The following is a 16,004-nucleotide window of genomic DNA, read 5'->3' as shown; positions in this document are numbered from 1 at the left end:
AGAAAGCGCCGCCCGGCATCAGCTGGGCGGCGCATTCCTCAGGGACGGGGCAGGCGGCGGCCTGCTCCGGAGGGGCTACTTGCCTGAATCGTCTCCCTGCGCGTCCCCGTCTTGGCCGTCATCCTTCGGGCCGGTGACGGAGGCCACGGACCCGGTCTGCTCATCCAGCAACACCGTGCCGGGACGCTTGTGCTCGAAGTTAAACATCGCCTTCAGGGAACCCGCCCCGGCGTCCGCGGAGGCGTCGCCGACCTGGCCAGTGTGCCAGTTGTCCTCGATGAAGCGCAGGATCGAGGCCTGGTCCGTCTGCGTGTGGTCCACGAAGTTCTTCTTGGCGTACGGGGAGATGACCACCAGCGGCTGGCGCGGGCCGGGGCCGCAGCGATCGGCGTAGCCGCCGGCCATCGGGACACCGGCGGCCGCGGCGTTCTGGCACCACGCGGCGTCGTCGGCGGTGTTGGAGGAGTTCTTCACCTTAGCGGCGGCGTGGTCGTACCAGCCGTCCGAATCGTCGTAGGCCAGAACCACGGCGGTGTTTTCCCAGTTCTTGGACTTCTGGATCTGGTTGACCGTGGCGGTGATGAACTTCTGCTCATCGATCGGGTCGGAGTAGGCGGCGTGCCCGTCCTGGAACATGCCCGCCTTCAGGAAGGAGACGGCCGGCATGTTGTCCGTGTTGACCACCTTGCCGAAGTCGGTCAGGTCGTACTGGTGGTTCGCCTGGCCGTCGTGGCCGATTTCCGCGTCCGAGGCCGGGGCCAGGTGGTGCGGGTTGGCCGTGGACTTGTAGTACTGGAACGGCTGGTGGTGCGGGGAGTAGTCCACCACGGAGGCACCGGCGGCGTTGGTGTGGCTGGTCAGGCAGGACGCCGGGGCCGTGGCCGTCGCGGGGGTGCTGGGGCTGAAGCCGCCCTGGAACCAGCCCCAGGAGGTGCCCTTGGCGCTGAGCAGGTCACCGATGTTCTTGCCGGTCATGCCCGCCAGGTTGTTGGTCTTTGCATGGCTGTTATTGGAGCAGTCGTCGTAGACAGGGTCCGGGTCGTTGATGACCGTGCCCACGCCGTTGGCGTCGGGCTGGCGGACGGTGTAGCTGCCGGCGGCGGGCGTGGCCACGGGCTTGCCGTCCGCGGTGAACTCGGTGGCGCCGTGGGTCTGGCCGGAGACCAGGTTCAGCGCGCCCGGGGTGGAGGGACCGAAGACGGTGCTGTAGTGGTTGTCGCTCATGGCATAGTTCTGGGCGTAGTTCCAGATGCCGGTGACGGTGTTGCCGTCGTAGTAGTCCATGGTCAGCCCGTTGCGGCCGTACTGGTTGGGGCCGCACGCGTCCCGGCTGGTGTACTCGACGAACTTATCCATCAGCCCGCCGTTGTAGGCCTTCTGCTCGGCGCCGTAGTTGTGGTCCTGGTCGCAGGTGACGGCCTGCTGCGGGGTGAGCCGCTCCGGCTGCTTGGCGTTGGGGTTGTTCGGCGCCAGCAGGCCGGCGGAGGCCAGGGTGTCGATCTTCTTGGGCGTGTTCTTTGCGGCGGTGAAGGTGGCCGCCTGGGCGCCCGAACCCTGCTGGGTCTCGCCGGGGATGTTCGCGGCCTTCGGGTAGGTGGCGAAGTAGTGGTCGAAGGAGACGTTTTCCTGGAAGATCACGACGACGTGCTGGATGGGCGTCGCGGTGCCGCGGTGGTCATCGCCGCCGGCGGAGGCGGGACCGGCGCCGACGCCGACCAGGCCTGCGGTAAGGGCCGTGGCGGCCAGGGCGGTGGCACCGGTGGCGGCGGCGATGCGCCGTCGGGTGGAGCGGTGGGCTGGGGGAATCATGATTTTCCGATCGGTTCGGGCCTGCATTGGGGCTGGTGCCGCTAGTTGGCGGCTTTGACGGTGGCTTCGTAGGTGAGGATTTCGGTGCCGTTGCCTTCGTCGCCGTTGTCCGGAGCCACCTTCAGGGTCAGGTGGTCGCCGTCGGCGGTCATTTTGAACGGGTTGCGGGTGGCCACGTGGCCGGCGGTGGACCACTGCTGGAACGGCACCTCGCGGGTCACGGCGTGGGACTTCAGGTCGGTCATCGCCATCCCGCCGAGTTCGTAGGTTCCGGCGGTCCCGCCGGCGGCGGGCGTCTGCGGGAGGTTGGTGATGCCGCCGCAGAGCATCTTGGAGGAGGGGACGTACTGGCAGTCCTGGTAGTCGACGAAGTAGTTCGGGTTCTGCCAGGTGGCGAGCTGCTTACCCTGGAGGTCCCATTCGGCGAAGCGCCGCGATCCCCAGGTGTTTCCCACCAGGTGGCCGGTCTGCTTGTCCATGACGATGCCGCCGAAGTGGTCCTTGACCTCGAACTGCTTGTGCACGTCCAGGGTTTTGGCATCCACCCGGTAGATGATCGCGCTGCTGTCCGGGCGGTACTGCGCCACCGGCACCCAGACGTTAGTTCCGTCAAAGTCGATGCCGCCCGGGTGGTACATATCGCCCTCGCCAAGGGTGATGTCCTTCTGCAGGTTCCCGGCCTTGTCCATGACGAACAGGTGGCCGATGCCCTTGCCGGGGGTCCGGTCGAACCCGTTCTGCGGGGCGGCGAACTTGGTGGTGGGCTCGGTGATCTGGACGGCCGAGAGGAAGATGTGGTCCCCGCCGAACGCGATGCCCTCCGTGTGGTACGTCGGGAAGTTGAGCTTCAGCTTGGAGGTCTGCTGCCAGGCCGTTCCGCGGTCCACGCGGTTGAACGCGTCCGCCAGGGCACTGTCGCGGCCGTCCTGGGCGTGGGAGCCGGGGTCCGTTCCACCGCGGTTGTCGTTGTCCGCGGCTTGGGCGACGGCGGTGCCGCCGATCGCGGATGCGGCCAGGACGATGGCTGCGGCGGCGGTAAGGATGCCTCGGGTACGGGTCGCGCTCATGGTGAGCCTCTCAGGGTTGGAGCTCCGGCTGACCCGGCCAAGCTACCCGCAGGTAATGAACCGGGCGTGGAGCGAAGATGAACGCCCGGGGGCCGGTTCCGGCCCGCTCCTGACTGCGCACAAGACTGTGATGCAGCTCACGTGAAGTCGACCGTGAGGTTTCCCGTGCCCGCCCCGTCTTCCTAGTGACGGCGCATCAGTGCGCCTCCCTCAACGAACAGGAGTGATAGCAATGACCAACCAGACGCACACCCCCGCAGACGTTCCGGCCAAGACCACGTCCACCGCGGTCGCCACCACCAACCAGCACACCAAGAACGACGGCCGCGGCAACACCACGGTGGCCGACGGCGTCGTCGCCAAGATCGCCGGCATCGCCATCCAGGAGATCGAGGGCGTCCACGCCCTCGGCGGCGGCGCGGCCCGGGCCCTAGGCACCCTGCGCGAGAAGGTTGGCCAGAAGGACCTCACCCAGGGTGTCAGCGTCGAGGTCGGCCAGACCCAGGTTGCCGTCGACGTGACCCTCGTCGTCGAGTACCCCTACCCGCTCCAGCAGGTGGCCGATAACGCCCGCGACGCCGTGTACAACGCCGTCGAGGACCTGGTCGGCATGGAGGTCACCGAGGTCAACATCACCATCACCGACATTCACGTCCCCTCGGATGACCAGGATGACGACGACAACAACGAGCCGAGGGTCGCATGAGCCCGACGGTAGCCGGCGTCGCCGTCGGCGCCGTCCTGGCGGTCGTCGCCTTGGCGTTCGGCTTCTGGGGACTGGTCCTGACCGCCCTGTTCATGGGCATCGGTGCCATCCTCGGCCGCAGCGCCGAGGGGCGGCTGGACCTGGCCGGAGTGCTGGACGCCCTGCGCGGCAAGCGCTCATCGTCATGACCCGCACCGGCCACACCCGGATCACCGGGACGGCCCTGCGGCACACCATCGAAGCGGTCACAGCAGAAGCCTTCGGGGTTCCCCGGGGCAACGTCTCCGCCCAGATGGACGACGACGCCGGCCAGCTGGCCGCCGCGGTGACTGTGCAGCTGGCCGTGCCGCCGCTGCTCGGCCCCCGGCCGGACCAGCCGGTCAGCCTCTTCGACCAATCCCGCGCAGCGCGGCAGGCCATCCTTGACCGCGCCCCGCAGCTGACCGGGATGCAGCTGGGACGGGTGGACATCCGGCTGAGCGGCGCCAAGACCCCACGCGAGCACCAGGAAAGGAGAGTGGCGTGAACCAGAGCCAGGCAACCCGGCGGATTCTCCGGCGGGAAACCCACTCCTCCCGAGCGACAGTCTCGGCCGTGACCGCGATCCTGCTGGCCGTCCTCTTCCTCTGGCTGGCGCTGGAGACCGTGCTGGGACTGCTCGGCGAACCCGCCCTGCTGGCCGCTCCCGGACAGCTGTGGCGCTGGCTGACCGGACTGCCCCAGGCCACCATCCCGGCCGGGTTGGCCGCGGCCGGCGCGGGCGTGGCGCTGCTGGGCCTGGCCCTGCTCCTCACCGCGCTCGCGGGCGGCCGCCGCTCCCGGCGGGCCCTCGAAAGCGACCGCACCGCCGTCGTGGTGGACGACGAGGTCATCGCCGCCGCCGTCTCCCGGCGGGCACGGCTGGCCGCCGGACTCACCCCCGGCCAGGTGACCTCCACGGTTTCCTCCCGGTCGGTCACGGTCCAGGTCCGCCCCACCTCCGGTGTGCCCGCCGACCGGGATGCCATCCACGCGGCGGTGGACGGCGAACTCGCCGCCTACCGCCTGGACCGCCGGCTCGCGCCCTCGGTCCGGATCCTCAAAGAAGGAGTGCTGGGACAGTGAGCAACACGAACAGGGCACTGAACCGCATCCTGCTGGCGCTTGCCGGGCTGGTCCTGCTGGCCGCCGGCGCCGTGACGGCCGCGGCCGGGCTGGTCCCGGACATCGCCGCCGCCTGGACCGCCACCGGCACTTTCCTGGCGGACCAGGCCCGGGCCGCACTGGGCTCGGCGCCCCTGCCGGGACGGCCCGGGAGCTGGTGGTCGGTGGCCGCGGTGGCCGTCTTCCTCATCGCAGCCGCGCTTTCCGTGGCCTGGCTCGCCTCCCAGGGCGGCGGCCGGACTCCCCGGCTGGCCCGCGACGACGACGGCGACCGGGGTGCCACCACCATCGACGCCGGTCTCATCGGCACCGCCGTCGGCGAGGCGCTGGACGGCAACCGCCTGGTGGTCGGCAGCAACGTCTCCGCTTGGGAAAACCGGCGCGGCACCGGACTGCGGCTCCGGCTGGAGGCCCGGAAGGGCGCCTCACCGCGGGAACTCGCGGACACCGCCGAGGAACTGGTCCGCGGCATCGACGCGCTGATCGGGCATCCGGTCCCGGTCCTGGTACGAATCACCACCGGAGTACGGTCCCGGGTGGCCGGCGCAGACCGCGCCCGCTGACCGGTACCGGAACAGAGCACCACCCCTCACACGAGCACGACCGATAGGAAAGGAACACGATCATGGGGATCGATGACAAGGCCAACAACGCCGTGACCAACCACCTCGGCGCCGCCAAGGAGGGTGCCGGCAAGCTGACCGGCAACGAACAGCTGGAACGCGAGGGCCAGCAGGACCAGGCCAAAGCCCAGCTGCAGGACGCCGGCGAGAAGATCAAGGACGCCGCGGCCGACGTCGGTGGCAACCTCCGGGAAGCCGCGCGCAAGATCAAAGAAGGCTTCAGCAAGAACTAGTTCCACCGGCCGCACCCGGCCCGGGCCGCCCCCTACGGGTACCCGGGCCGGTGCCCGGCCCACTTTTATGGCCCGCTCTCTACGGCCCGCGATGAAAGCGACAGACACGTGACTGGTTCACCCCCGGCGCCGCACCACCTGGACGCCGTCCCGGATGCGCTGCTTGCCGGCCGCGCCGCCGACGGCGACACCGCGGCCTTCGAAACCCTCGCCCGGCGTCACGGGCCCGTGATGCGGGCCGCCGCACGCCGCCTGACCGGCTCCCTCGCCGACGCCGATGACGTCGTGCAGGAGGCGCTGATGCAGGCCTGGCGCCAGATCGATACCCTGCGGGAACCCGGGGCGGTCCGCGGCTGGCTGCTCCGCATCACCGGCAGCCGCAGCATCGACCACCTGCGCCGCCGCCGCTTCCACACCGACGTCGACTCGGTCGAGGAGACCCTCGACGCGGGCATGGCCGGACGGCCCGCCAGCCCGGACCCGGAATCTTCGGCAGTCAGCGGCTCGCGGATTGAAGCACTCAAGCGGGCGCTGGCAGCACTGCCGGAGGAACAGCGCCGCTGTTGGGTGCTCAAGGAATTCAACGACCAAAGCTACGAGGACATCGCGCAGACCCTGAACATCAGCACCGCGAGCGTCCGCGGCAGGCTGGCACGGGCGCGGGTCACCCTGGCGCGCGAAATGGAGGAATGGCGATGAGTACACCCAACGACACCCTCGACTGCGGACATACCCTGGCCGAACTCAGCACGTATCTGGATACCGGCGAGTTCGCCGACCCCGGACACCTCAATCAGTGCCCGGAATGCCAGGCGGGACTGGCGGCGCTGGGCAGCATCTCGGCGCTCGGCACCGACCTGCGCGACGCCGACATCGCGGCGGCGGGATCCGGTACCGACGACTGGATGCAGTCCATCCTGGACAACCTGCGGCTGGAACTCAGGCCCGGGCGGAGCATTCCCGTCCGCGGTGGCCACGTAGACGACATCCTGTCCGAGACGGAAGGCGCCATTTCAGCGGTGATCCGTTCCGTGGCGGATGCGTTGCCCGGGACCGCGGCGGGAAAATGCCGGCTGCACGGGGACGTAGGAACCCCGGGGGCGCCGGTGACCGTCTCCGTGGACCTGGCCGTGGTGTACGGCCACCCGTTGGAACAACGGGCGGCCGAGCTCCGCAGCCAGCTGGCGGAAACGCTGTCACAGCAAACCGAATTGAACATCACGTCGATCGACGTCACCATTACCGACATCCTGGCCCCGCCCCCATCGGCGGACCGGACCCAGACCACACCGGAGGAGAAGCCATGACCGAGCCCCTGCGCCCGAGCGCCAGCGCTTCGGACCACGCCCCGGCCGTCGCACCGGACACTGCTGTCAACGGCGTGCCGGACAGTGCCGTGGCAGGCGAACTGCGCCGGGTCCTCGAACAGGTCGACGGCGTCCAGAAGCTGTACCCGGCCCACCCGGTGTGGCAGAACATTGCCGGCGCCGCCCACGCCGCGGTCACCGGCGAGGCTCCCAACCCGGTGGCTGTGGACGCCTCCGGCGACGTCGTCACGGTCAAGGCCCGCATCGGCGTGGCCACCGGACACCGCGCCCCCGACGTCGCACGCGCAGCGGCAGCCGCGGTCCGCGCACACCTGGAACCGCGCCGCTGTGCGGTGGAGGTTGCCGTCGTCCACATCGCCGGATGAGCGCCCGGCCGGCATTACCGGTCGATGCGCTTCAGGGCGCGAGCGACGGCGGCGGCTGTGGGCCGGCGGGAGGGTTCCGGATCGGTCATCGCATGCAGCAGCACGGACCAGCGCCGCCCGACCGTCGACGGGAGCCGCGGCAGCCGCAGCGTCCGGGCCACCATCGATTCCAGCGCCGGACCGGGGAAGGCCTTGATGCCGGTGAGGCATTCGAAGATCACCAGGCCCAGGGCATAGATGTCGCTGGCGCTGCTGGTCCCGGTGCCGTGGACCGCCTCGGGGCTGAGGTAGTGGGGCGTGCCGGACGTGGCGCTGTTGGCCCGGTGCCGGGCGCTCGTGGCGATGCCGAAGTCTGTCAGCATGGCCCGGCCTCCTGTGCCGGTGTCCCCGGATATGAGGCCGCCCAGGATGATGTTGGCCGGCTTCACGTCGTTGTGCACGATGCCGCGGCGGTGAAGGTGGGCCAGTGCCCCGGCAATGTCGGCCGACCAGACGGTCACCTGCCGGGCGCTGAGGGTGTTGCCGTGCAGGTGGGAGCGCAGGTCGGGGCCGTCAACCAGCTCGGTGACGACGTAGCCGCGGCCGGCCTCCGTTGTGGCGTGGTCGGCCGCCCGGCCGTGGCCCAGCACCCGAACGATCGCGCGGTGCCGCAGAGGGCCGTGGAGATCCCGCTCGCGGATGAACGGCGAGGCGGCGTCCTCGGTCCCGGCGCGGAAGATTTTGACTGCCAGCTCGGGGGCGGAACCCCGCGCTGCCAGGTCGGTGGCCCGGTAGACGTCCGCCTCGGAACCGCGGCCCAACAAGTCCCCGAGGCGGTAGCGGCCTTCCAGGAGGCGTTCGCCGGCGCCGGTGCGCGTGGCGGCGGGGGTGCCCGCCGCCCGGCTGACGATGCCGGGGGTAGCCGCGGGGCAGGTCCCGGGCTTGGCGGGGAGCGGCGTGTGTGTGGCCGGAGCTTGGCCGGGCGTCCGACGGTGCAGGGGGCGGGCCGCGCGGTGTTGGTCGCCGAGAAGTTGGGCGAAGGTCACAGTAGGAGCCGGGCGAAGTCGTCGTCGGGCAGTCCGGCAGCCTCGATGAGCTCGGTGCTAGTCGAACCGTTAGCGGCCGCGGTGCGCAGGGCGGACAGCAGTTCGTCCTTCGCAGCGTCCAGCTCCCATTGCAGGCTTTCGACCCGTGCCGCGGCGGTGCGGACGGCGTGCAGCGGTTCTCCGGCGGCGGCCGCGTCCTGCCGGAAGCCGCAGGGGCAGATCCACTCCGCGGAGCCGGGCAGCTGGAAGCCCCAGAGCAGGGAATCCAGCGACGCTTTCCGTTTCACCATGGTCCCACCGCAGTGCTGCGGGGCGGCGTCGACGGGCACTGATGAGGCGGCGGGGGCCGCCTGCTGGGGTTCGAGGACTGCCGTCATGGGATCACCGATCTATTAGCTAGGAGACAACGTAGCTAGTCTAACTAGTATTATTGTCTTGTCCAGCCCGGCTCCAAGGCCGGGGGCAGGCCGGGGCTAGGATGGTACAACTCATCCGCCGTTTCCAGGCCGGCCGGCAGGGGCAGCAACGAGACCGACGAGGGTCGGTGAGAAGGCGGGATGATCACGTGGTAACCGATGTGCTGGTCCGCAACAACGTCCGGACCCTGGGTCCTGAGGACGGCCCGGCTCTGGTCTTCGCGCACGGCTTCGGAACGGATCAATCGATCTGGCGCCGGATCCTTCCCGCCTTCACGGACCGGTACCGCGTGGTGCTGCTGGACCACGTCGGCTCGGGCGGCTCGGACAAGGCGTCCTACGATTCCGGCCGCTACGCCTCGCTGGAGGCCTACGTGGACGACCTGCTGGAGGTCTGTGCCCGGCTCGAGCTGCGGGACGCGACGCTGGTGGGACACAGCGTGGGGTCCATGATGGCGGTCAGCGCCGCGGCACGCGACGGCGCGGACCGCTTCGGGCGCCTGATCCTGTTGACCGCCTCGCCCTGCTACGTGGACCACCCGGACCAGGGCTACGAGGGCGGGTTCAGCCGCGGCGACCTTGACGATCTTTTCCGGTCCCTGGATTCGAACTATCTGGTGTGGGCAGAGTCCATGGCGCCGGTCTATATGAACGTCCCCGACGCCCCCGAGCTGGACCGTGAGGTCCAGGGCAGCTTCGGCCGCATCGGGCCGCGCGTGGCCCGGGACTTCGCCCGGGTGGCCTTCCTCTCCGACACCCGCCACCTGCTTTCCGGGGTTCTGGTTCCGACCCTGGTGCTGCAGGCGACGGACGACGTCGTCACCCCCGATTCGGTGGGCGCCTACCTTCAGGAGAACCTGGCCCACGGCACGCTGGTCCGCCTCGCCGCCACCGGCCACTTCCCGCAGTCCAGTGCGCCCGAGGAGACCGCGGCCGCCATGCTCGACTTCCTGGCAGCGTCGTGACCGGGCCCGCGCCGCTGGACTACGGCGAACTCTTCCACGCCGCGCCGGCCGGATACGCCGTCGCCGGGACCGACGGCGTGATCGAGGCCGCGAACGCCACCCTCACCCGCTGGGCCGGGGCGTTGCCGGGCGCCCTGGCGGGGACGCGGCTGCTTGACCTTTTCCCCGCCGGGGACAGGCTGATGTTCCGGACCCACGCCGGCCCGGTCCTGGACCGGGAAGGCCAGCTGTCCGAGCTGGCGGTCTCCCTGCTGGGGCCGGATGGGGAGCGGCGGCCAGTCTTGCTCACGGTGACGCGGACCGAAATCGGGGGAGCGATGCGGGACCTGGCGATTTTCTACGCCGCACCGGAACGGCGGCGTTACGAATGCGAGCTGGCCGCCGCCCACCGGCAGCTGGAGGACGCCGCCGCGGAGCGGGCTGCCCTGTTGCGGGAGGCGCACCACCGGGCGCTCCACGACCCGCTCACGGGGCTGCCGAACCGCCGGCACCTGCAGGAGAGCCTGATTGCGGCCCTGGCGAGGGCCGGGGACGACGGCGGGCGCGTGGGGCTGTTGTTCTGCGACGTCAACGACTTCAAGCTCGTCAATGACTCCCTGGGCCACGCCGCGGGGGACCGGGTGCTGGAGCACGTGGCCCGGATGCTGTCCGGTGCGGTCCGCGGTTCCGACATGGTGACCCGGTACAGCGGGGACGAGTTCGTCATCCTGGTTCCGGACCTGGTGACCGCGGCAGAGCTCGACGCCGTGGCGGCACGGGTCCGGGGCTGCCTGGCGGCCCCATTGGCGGTCGAAGGCGCCACGCTGCCGTTGTCGATCGCAGTGGGCCAGGCGGAAACGGCAGTGGACCCGACCGCCGGAGCGGACCGGGTCCACGATCTTGCCGCCTCATTGCTTGTCGGCGCTGACCAGGATATGTACCGGGCCAAGACGGCCATGCGGTCAGCGGCCGGTTAGCCGGATCCTAGGCGGACGCCGCCTCAAGGTTGCCCGCGCCGTGCTGCACGCTGAGCGTAAAGGTGTTGGGGCCGCTGGCGTGGACGGCGACGTTGGACTTGGCGGTGTTGTGCCGGACCGAGTGCTCGTGGACCAGGGCGTCCAGCTCGTGGTGCATCGTGGCACGGTCCCAGAATTTGTGGGTCACGGTGGTGGCAGTTTCAAACGTCATTGTTCAGGCTTCCATTCTTGATCCGGATCTCCGGCTGCCGCACCGATGCGGAGCCGCCGTCAGTCCACACCGGAAACACCCGGGACCAGGGCGGCTGGAAAGCCCACCGGTGTGGCCCCGTTGCGTCCACCAGTATGGATTTCCATGATGCACAGCGGCCGGAAGGGCCCTCAAGCCAGAAGTCGAATATTGCAGGTGAGACTGGTCACATGCCCGGGCGGGACGGCCCGGCGGCTACTTCTTTTCGGTCAGGGCCGAGGCCTTGTGGGCTGCGCGGGCGCCGGTCTTGGCCGACTCCACTACGTACTGCGGCTCGTCCTCGCTGGCCCGGTGCGTATTGCCGTCCAGCTCGAAGTCGCTGGTCTTCTTTTCCACGATCTTGCCGTGGGTCTTTCCCTGGGGCGAGTTCCACTCCACGGACATTCCTTTGCGCAGTGACACGGGTGCTCCTTCGGTTGGACGGATCGGGCGGACGGAAAAGGGGGTTGGCGGCCGCTACTTCCCGGACGCGGTGGGGGAGGCAGTCGCCGACGCCGTTGCCGATGGCGACTGCAGCTGGGCTGCCGTGAGCTTGAGCCAAGGGGAGTCCGGGGCGCCCTCCAGCATGGCCTGCGGGCTGTCGCCTTGGCTCCACCACTTGGCCTCGAAGGCGTACCCGTCGAAGAGAATCCGGGTGCCGCGCTGGTACACGGTGGTCGGAGACCAGTCCGGGTAGGTGCCAGCCGGGACCGTGGCGCGGGGGCTGGGGCGGTCGCCGGGCAGAACCGGGCCGATCAGCTTCCACGGCACGGCTGCGCCCTGTTCCACGGGGTTGTCAGGGCTGTCGCCCTGGGTCCACCACTTGGCCTCGTAGACGTTGCCATGCCAGACGATCCGGTCGCCGCTGACGTAGCGGGACGTCTGGTTCCACACCGGGTACGGGCTGGTGGAGGGGTCATCGGTGGCAGTGGGGGTCGCGGAGGCCGCCGGTGCGGGTGCGTCGGCGCTGCGGGTCGGGATGACGTCGGCACCGAGGACCGTCGAGAAGGAGGAGCTGCCCTGGTTGATGCCGCTGCAGCTGTCCGAGACCTTGGTGACGTCGGGGTAGTTGCTGCCGCAGGTGCGGTCGCGGTTCAGGGACCACATGGACACCCGGCCCACGCCCTTGGACTTGGCGTAGGCGTTGAGCGCTGCCGCGTCGTCCAGGGTGAAGATTTCGCCGGCAATGTCGTTCTGGCCGATCATCGGCGTCAGTCCCAGCCGGCGCCAGGTGGTGTCCGTGCCGAGGTCCTCGCCGTTGTCGCGGTACAGGGCCTGAAGCTGCTTGTGGGCGGCCTCGGCGGCGGACGCGGAGGCCTGGTACATGGACTGTCCCGGCTGCTTGCTGCCGCCGAAGTCCATCGTCATGATGTTCACGCCCGTCAGCTTTACGCCGGCCCGGAGGGTGCGGGCCACGGCGTCGCGCCCGGCCTCGGTCAGGCCGTTGGGGTCCGCCGGGAGGGTGAGCCAGACGTCGAGGTTCTTGCCGGCGCCCGAGCGCTGCTGCTGGAGGGCGGCGACGGCCTTGCCGCGGCGGTCCAGCGAGGCGGTGTCACTGAGCGCGGCACCCTCGACGTCGAGGTCGATCGAGGCGAGGTCGTAGCGTTCGACGACGTCACGGTAGGCGCCGGTCAGCCGGTCCTGGTCCGTGCAGGCGACCGCCAGTTCGCTGTTGGTCAGGCCGCCGAAGGACACGGACACCGTGCCCCCGGCCTGGCGCAGCCGGGCGATGCGGCGGTCCAGGTCAAGGTCCGACTCGGCCTGGGCCAGGCCGTAGGCGGCGCCCCAGGACGGGACGCAGGGGTTCTGCTTGTCCGCGACGATGAAGGACAGCACGGTGCCCTTCGCCTCGGCCGTGGTGGGGGTCTCGAACGCGAACCGCGGCGTGGCCGTCACATCCACGTAGCCCGAGAAGACGGAGGGGATGGAGGAGGCGGCGTTGGCGTCCTGGAAAGAACGCAGGCCCAGGTAGGAGCCGCCGGCGAGGACCGCCACGACCAGGATCAGGATCCCCAGCCGCAGCTTGGAAAGGCGGCGTCCGGGAAAGCGGTTAGACACAGAATTACCCCAATGCTTGTCGGAGAGCTGTCCGGCAACCCCCTAATGCGGATACGCCGCCAAATCAAGGGTCTCCCGCCGGTAACGATCTTCGGCCGGGGGACTGATAATTCGGGGTCGTGCGCTTAGTATAAGGGCAGATCGCGGTGTGCAATGGCGGACAGCGCGGCCTGACGTGTGTCCGCTGGGGGTACACATATGCAGATGGGGAAGTATGACTGACGTCCTGGCCGCGCCTCGGCCCGAAGACCTGGACGCCGATGACGCGGCGTCGAAAACCCGGAAACGCCAATGGGGTGCGGAACGGCGGTCAGAGCCCCTGGCCATCGTCCACCCCGAGCCGTCGCGCCGGAAAATCATCCTTGGCCGGGTCGGCATCGTCGTCACCGTCCTGGCCTGGCTCGCCTATGTGGTGACCACCGTGCTGCGGCAGCTCATCAACGACCCCACCGCCGGGTTCCGGTTCCGTGCCGAATCCGTCTCCTACGTCGTCGTCGTAACATTCCTGACTTTTTCGGCGCTGATGTACCTGCTGGCCCGCCAGGGCGCGCTTAACCGCTTCCGCGACCACCGCAGGATCCCCCGCGGCGAACTGGACCGCCATTTCGCCGACTACCACTCCTCCGTCACCGTACTGGTCCCCTCCTACGCCGAGGAGCCGCAGGTGGTCCGGGCCACCCTGTGGTCCGCCGCGCTGCAGGAATTCCCCGACCTTTCCGTGGTGCTGCTGCTCGATGACCCGCCCTTCCCGACCGACCCGGCGGACCAGGAACGGTTGCAGGCCACCCGCGACCTGGCCGCCAACATCACCCGGACGCTGAAGGAACCCGCCACCCGGCTGAACGCGGCTCTGGCGGCCTTCGAAGCGGGCGGGGAGCACGGCGACGCCGGCCTGCGCGCGCTCATCGACGAATACGAATACGCCGCCGGCTGGCTCGAAGGCATGGCCGAGGCCGAACGCGTCGAGGACCACGTCGATGAGTTCTTCGTGGACCTGGTCCTCATGGGCCTGGCCCGCGAACTCCGGCTGGTCCTGACCGCCCTGCACGCCGCCCAGGCCCAGAGCGCCGTCCCCGAGCGTCCGCGGATGCGCGAGCTCTACGCCCGCCTGACCTGGATCTTCAACGCCCGGGTCGCCTCGTTCGAGCGCAAGAAGTACGTCAGCCTCTCGCACGAGGCGAACAAGGCGATGAACCTGAACTCCTACCTGAGCCTGATGGGCCACCGCTGGCGGCAGGAACAGACCGCGGACGGGACCGTCTTGCGGCAGGCCACAGAGCCGGCGCCCGGCGACCTGGTCGTGGCCGACAGCACCTACGTCCTGACCCTCGACGCCGACTCGCTGCTGCTGCGCGACTACTGCCTGCGCCTGGTCGCGTTCCTGGAATCCCCGGGCAACGAACGGGTCGCCGTCACCCAGACCCCGTACTCCTCCTTCCGCGGCGCCCCGACCCGTATCGAGCGCGTCGCCGGCGCCTCGACCGACCTCCAGCACATCCAGCACCAGGGCATGACCCGCTACGGCGCGACCTTCTGGGTGGGCGCCAACGCCGTGATCCGCAAGGTGGCGCTTGAGGACATCGTGGAGATCTCCTCCGAGGGCGGCTTCGAGGTGCGGACCTATATCCAAGACCGGACCGTCATCGAGGACACCGAATCCAGCGTGGACCTCGGCCGCGAGGGCTGGGACCTGGTCAACTACCCCGAACGCCTCAGCTACAGCGCCACCCCGCCGGACTTCGGGTCCCTGGTGGTGCAGCGCCGGCGCTGGGCCAACGGCGGCCTGCTGATCCTGCCCAAGCTCTGGGACACCATCCGGCGCCGCCGCGGCACCGACCGGAACGTGCGCGGCCGCGAGGTCATGCTGCGGGTGAACTACATGGCCTCCATCACCTGGGCCAGCTTCGGCCTGCTCTTCCTACTGGCCTACCCCTACGACAGCCGACTGCTCAGCCCGCTGGTGTTCCTCGCAGCCCTGCCCTACTTCCTGGCGATGGGCAGCGACCTCCGCGATTCCGGCCACCGTTTCAGCGACATCTTCCGGATCTACGGGTTCAACCTGGTGCTCATGCCGGTCAACCTGGCCGGCGTGATCAAGTCGCTGCAGCAGGCACTGACCGGGGACAAGATCCCGTTCGCCCGCACGCCCAAGGTCAAGGACCGGACCGCCGCCCCCGCGATCTACGTCCTGGCCCCGTACGCGATCGTGGCGTTCTCCCTCTTCACCGTCTGGCGGGACGTCTCCCTGCAGAACTGGGCCAACGCGGTGTTCGCGGCGTTCAACGCGGTCATGGCCACCTACGCGATCGTGGCCTACATCGGGGTCCGGAACTCCATCGTGGACATCTTCCTGGGCGTGCTGAACTGGCTTTACGTCAGGCCCAAGGCCCCCCGCGCCGAGGCTCCGGCCATCGTGCCGAAGGCTCCCGAGGAGATCGACTGGGAGTCCATTCTGTACCACGGCGACCGCCGGCTGAACCGGGACCTGCGCGGCAAGAAGGACCGCCGCAAGCGTGCCGGCGTCCGCTGACCGGGGTGTTGACACGCTGCCACTGCGCGCCGCGCCTACAATGGGCCGGATGACGGCCGAAACGATCCTCGCTGCGAACGGGAAGAACTCGCTGACGGTCACCGACGGCATCATCGAGTCCTCCTGGGCGCCGGGCTCGTTCGTGGACATCGCCGACGCGCGGGACGCCCTCAAGGCGACCGCCGCGATCACCGGGAGCGGCCGCATGCCGATGCTCTCGGTGATGACCGACGTCGAAATCAGCGCGGCGGCCCGGTACGAGTTCGCGAAGTCCTCCGACGTCCTGGCCATCGCGGTGCTGGGCTCCAGCGCGGTGGACCGGGTGATCGCCGCGGCCACCAGCCGGGACACCGACTACCCGCACGAGTTCTTCACCTCCCGGGCCGAGGCGCTGGCCTGGCTGCGCGGGTTCCTCGAGGACTCCGAAGGCCCGGAAACCGGCGGCCTGGCCGCCGGAAACCCTGCCCCGGGATACTCTGACGCCGCGAACCGCTGAACTGGTAGCCTCCCCGTAACGGCCGGCGCACCGCCCCACGACCGGGGGCCCGCCC

General features: G+C 69.7%; 20 protein-coding genes. 13 read left to right on the top strand and 7 right to left on the bottom strand.

Annotation, left to right across the window (positions count from 1 at the left end; genetic code table 11):
• Positions 1-75: 75 nt before the first annotated feature.
• Positions 76-1,809, bottom strand: coding sequence for an alkaline phosphatase family protein (locus AB0O44_RS03205; RefSeq protein ID WP_364134084.1), 1,734 nt, complete (start codon positions 1,807-1,809; stop codon positions 76-78).
• A 41-nt stretch (positions 1,810-1,850) separates the two neighbouring features.
• Positions 1,851-2,876 carry a DUF6454 family protein gene (locus tag AB0O44_RS03200; protein WP_364134081.1) on the bottom strand — a complete coding sequence of 342 codons (1,026 nt, stop codon included), beginning with the start codon at positions 2,874-2,876 and terminating at the stop codon, positions 1,851-1,853.
• Positions 2,877-3,108: 232 nt separating this feature from the next.
• Here AB0O44_RS03200 and AB0O44_RS03195 point away from each other — a divergent pair, with 232 nt between their 5' ends.
• The 9 genes from AB0O44_RS03195 to AB0O44_RS03155 all read left to right on the top strand — a co-directional run bounded on the left by AB0O44_RS03195 (position 3,109) and on the right by AB0O44_RS03155 (position 7,274).
• Positions 3,109-3,582 (top strand): Asp23/Gls24 family envelope stress response protein, encoded by a 474-nt coding sequence (locus AB0O44_RS03195; protein WP_290256256.1) that lies wholly within the window; start codon positions 3,109-3,111, stop codon positions 3,580-3,582.
• The gene (locus AB0O44_RS03190; protein WP_290256255.1) at positions 3,579-3,770 is read left to right on the top strand and encodes a DUF2273 domain-containing protein; all 192 of its coding nucleotides are present in this window, start codon (positions 3,579-3,581) and stop codon (positions 3,768-3,770) included. The genes AB0O44_RS03195 and AB0O44_RS03190 overlap by 4 nt, the downstream gene beginning before the upstream one ends.
• On the top strand, positions 3,767-4,108 hold the full coding sequence (locus AB0O44_RS03185; protein ID WP_364134076.1) for a hypothetical protein: 342 nt from the start codon (positions 3,767-3,769) through the stop codon (positions 4,106-4,108). The genes AB0O44_RS03190 and AB0O44_RS03185 overlap by 4 nt, the downstream gene beginning before the upstream one ends.
• Complete coding sequence (locus tag AB0O44_RS03180) at positions 4,105-4,686, top strand: DUF6286 domain-containing protein (RefSeq protein WP_364134073.1); 582 nt, start codon at positions 4,105-4,107, stop codon at positions 4,684-4,686. Before AB0O44_RS03185 ends, AB0O44_RS03180 begins: the two co-directional genes overlap by 4 nt.
• A complete protein-coding gene (locus tag AB0O44_RS03175) occupies positions 4,683-5,288 on the top strand; it encodes a hypothetical protein (protein ID WP_290256252.1) in 606 nt (201 codons plus the stop codon). The genes AB0O44_RS03180 and AB0O44_RS03175 overlap by 4 nt, the downstream gene beginning before the upstream one ends.
• A gap of 62 nt (positions 5,289-5,350) precedes the next feature.
• Entirely contained in the window at positions 5,351-5,581 is a 231-nt protein-coding gene (locus AB0O44_RS03170; RefSeq protein ID WP_290256251.1) for a CsbD family protein, read from the top strand.
• Between the two features lie 108 nt (positions 5,582-5,689).
• Positions 5,690-6,280: an RNA polymerase sigma factor gene (locus tag AB0O44_RS03165; RefSeq protein ID WP_290256250.1), complete on the top strand. Its 591-nt coding sequence runs from the start codon at positions 5,690-5,692 to the stop codon at positions 6,278-6,280.
• Positions 6,277-6,888, top strand: a complete 612-nt coding sequence (locus AB0O44_RS03160) for an Asp23/Gls24 family envelope stress response protein (protein ID WP_364134069.1) — start codon at positions 6,277-6,279, stop codon at positions 6,886-6,888. Before AB0O44_RS03165 ends, AB0O44_RS03160 begins: the two co-directional genes overlap by 4 nt.
• Positions 6,885-7,274, top strand: a complete 390-nt coding sequence (locus AB0O44_RS03155) for a hypothetical protein (RefSeq protein WP_364134066.1) — start codon at positions 6,885-6,887, stop codon at positions 7,272-7,274. The genes AB0O44_RS03160 and AB0O44_RS03155 overlap by 4 nt, the downstream gene beginning before the upstream one ends.
• Positions 7,275-7,288: 14 nt before the next feature.
• On the opposite strand, the gene AB0O44_RS03150 is transcribed toward AB0O44_RS03155, so the two are convergent.
• Together AB0O44_RS03150 and AB0O44_RS03145 are read right to left on the bottom strand one after the other, a co-directional pair.
• The gene (locus AB0O44_RS03150; RefSeq protein WP_364134063.1) at positions 7,289-8,299 is read right to left on the bottom strand and encodes a serine/threonine-protein kinase; all 1,011 of its coding nucleotides are present in this window, start codon (positions 8,297-8,299) and stop codon (positions 7,289-7,291) included.
• Positions 8,296-8,676 (bottom strand): hypothetical protein, encoded by a 381-nt coding sequence (locus tag AB0O44_RS03145; RefSeq protein ID WP_364134060.1) that lies wholly within the window; start codon positions 8,674-8,676, stop codon positions 8,296-8,298. The genes AB0O44_RS03150 and AB0O44_RS03145 overlap by 4 nt, the downstream gene beginning before the upstream one ends.
• A 188-nt stretch (positions 8,677-8,864) precedes the next feature.
• Here AB0O44_RS03145 and AB0O44_RS03140 point away from each other — a divergent pair, with 188 nt between their 5' ends.
• Together AB0O44_RS03140 and AB0O44_RS03135 are read left to right on the top strand one after the other, a co-directional pair.
• Positions 8,865-9,680, top strand: a complete 816-nt coding sequence (locus tag AB0O44_RS03140) for an alpha/beta hydrolase (protein WP_364134057.1) — start codon at positions 8,865-8,867, stop codon at positions 9,678-9,680.
• Positions 9,677-10,636, top strand: coding sequence for a diguanylate cyclase (locus tag AB0O44_RS03135; RefSeq protein WP_364134054.1), 960 nt, complete (start codon positions 9,677-9,679; stop codon positions 10,634-10,636). The genes AB0O44_RS03140 and AB0O44_RS03135 overlap by 4 nt, the downstream gene beginning before the upstream one ends.
• 7 nt (positions 10,637-10,643) lie before the next feature.
• Here AB0O44_RS03135 and AB0O44_RS03130 read toward each other — a convergent pair whose 3' ends face one another.
• The 3 genes from AB0O44_RS03130 to AB0O44_RS03120 all read right to left on the bottom strand — a co-directional run bounded on the left by AB0O44_RS03130 (position 10,644) and on the right by AB0O44_RS03120 (position 12,923).
• Complete coding sequence (locus AB0O44_RS03130) at positions 10,644-10,847, bottom strand: hypothetical protein (protein ID WP_290256243.1); 204 nt, start codon at positions 10,845-10,847, stop codon at positions 10,644-10,646.
• A gap of 234 nt (positions 10,848-11,081) precedes the next feature.
• Positions 11,082-11,288: a DUF2945 domain-containing protein gene (locus AB0O44_RS03125; RefSeq protein ID WP_290256242.1), complete on the bottom strand. Its 207-nt coding sequence runs from the start codon at positions 11,286-11,288 to the stop codon at positions 11,082-11,084.
• 54 nt (positions 11,289-11,342) lie between these two features.
• Positions 11,343-12,923 (bottom strand): carbohydrate-binding protein, encoded by a 1,581-nt coding sequence (locus AB0O44_RS03120; RefSeq protein WP_364134050.1) that lies wholly within the window; start codon positions 12,921-12,923, stop codon positions 11,343-11,345.
• A 214-nt stretch (positions 12,924-13,137) separates the two neighbouring features.
• On the opposite strand from AB0O44_RS03120, the gene AB0O44_RS03115 reads away from it, so the two are divergent.
• A complete protein-coding gene (locus AB0O44_RS03115; protein WP_364134047.1) occupies positions 13,138-15,453 on the top strand; it encodes a glycosyltransferase family 2 protein in 2,316 nt (771 codons plus the stop codon).
• A gap of 49 nt (positions 15,454-15,502) precedes the next feature.
• Entirely contained in the window at positions 15,503-15,949 is a 447-nt protein-coding gene (locus tag AB0O44_RS03110; RefSeq protein ID WP_290256239.1) for an STAS/SEC14 domain-containing protein, read from the top strand.
• Positions 15,950-16,004: the final 55 nt, after the last annotated feature.

It is taken from the genome of Arthrobacter sp. NPDC080082 (genome assembly GCF_040686595.1).
In the GTDB taxonomy this organism is placed as follows: Bacteria; Actinomycetota; Actinomycetes; order Actinomycetales; family Micrococcaceae; genus Arthrobacter.
The sequence above is the reverse complement of the archived record's forward strand: the minus strand, read 5'-3'. Positions and strand labels throughout refer to the sequence as shown.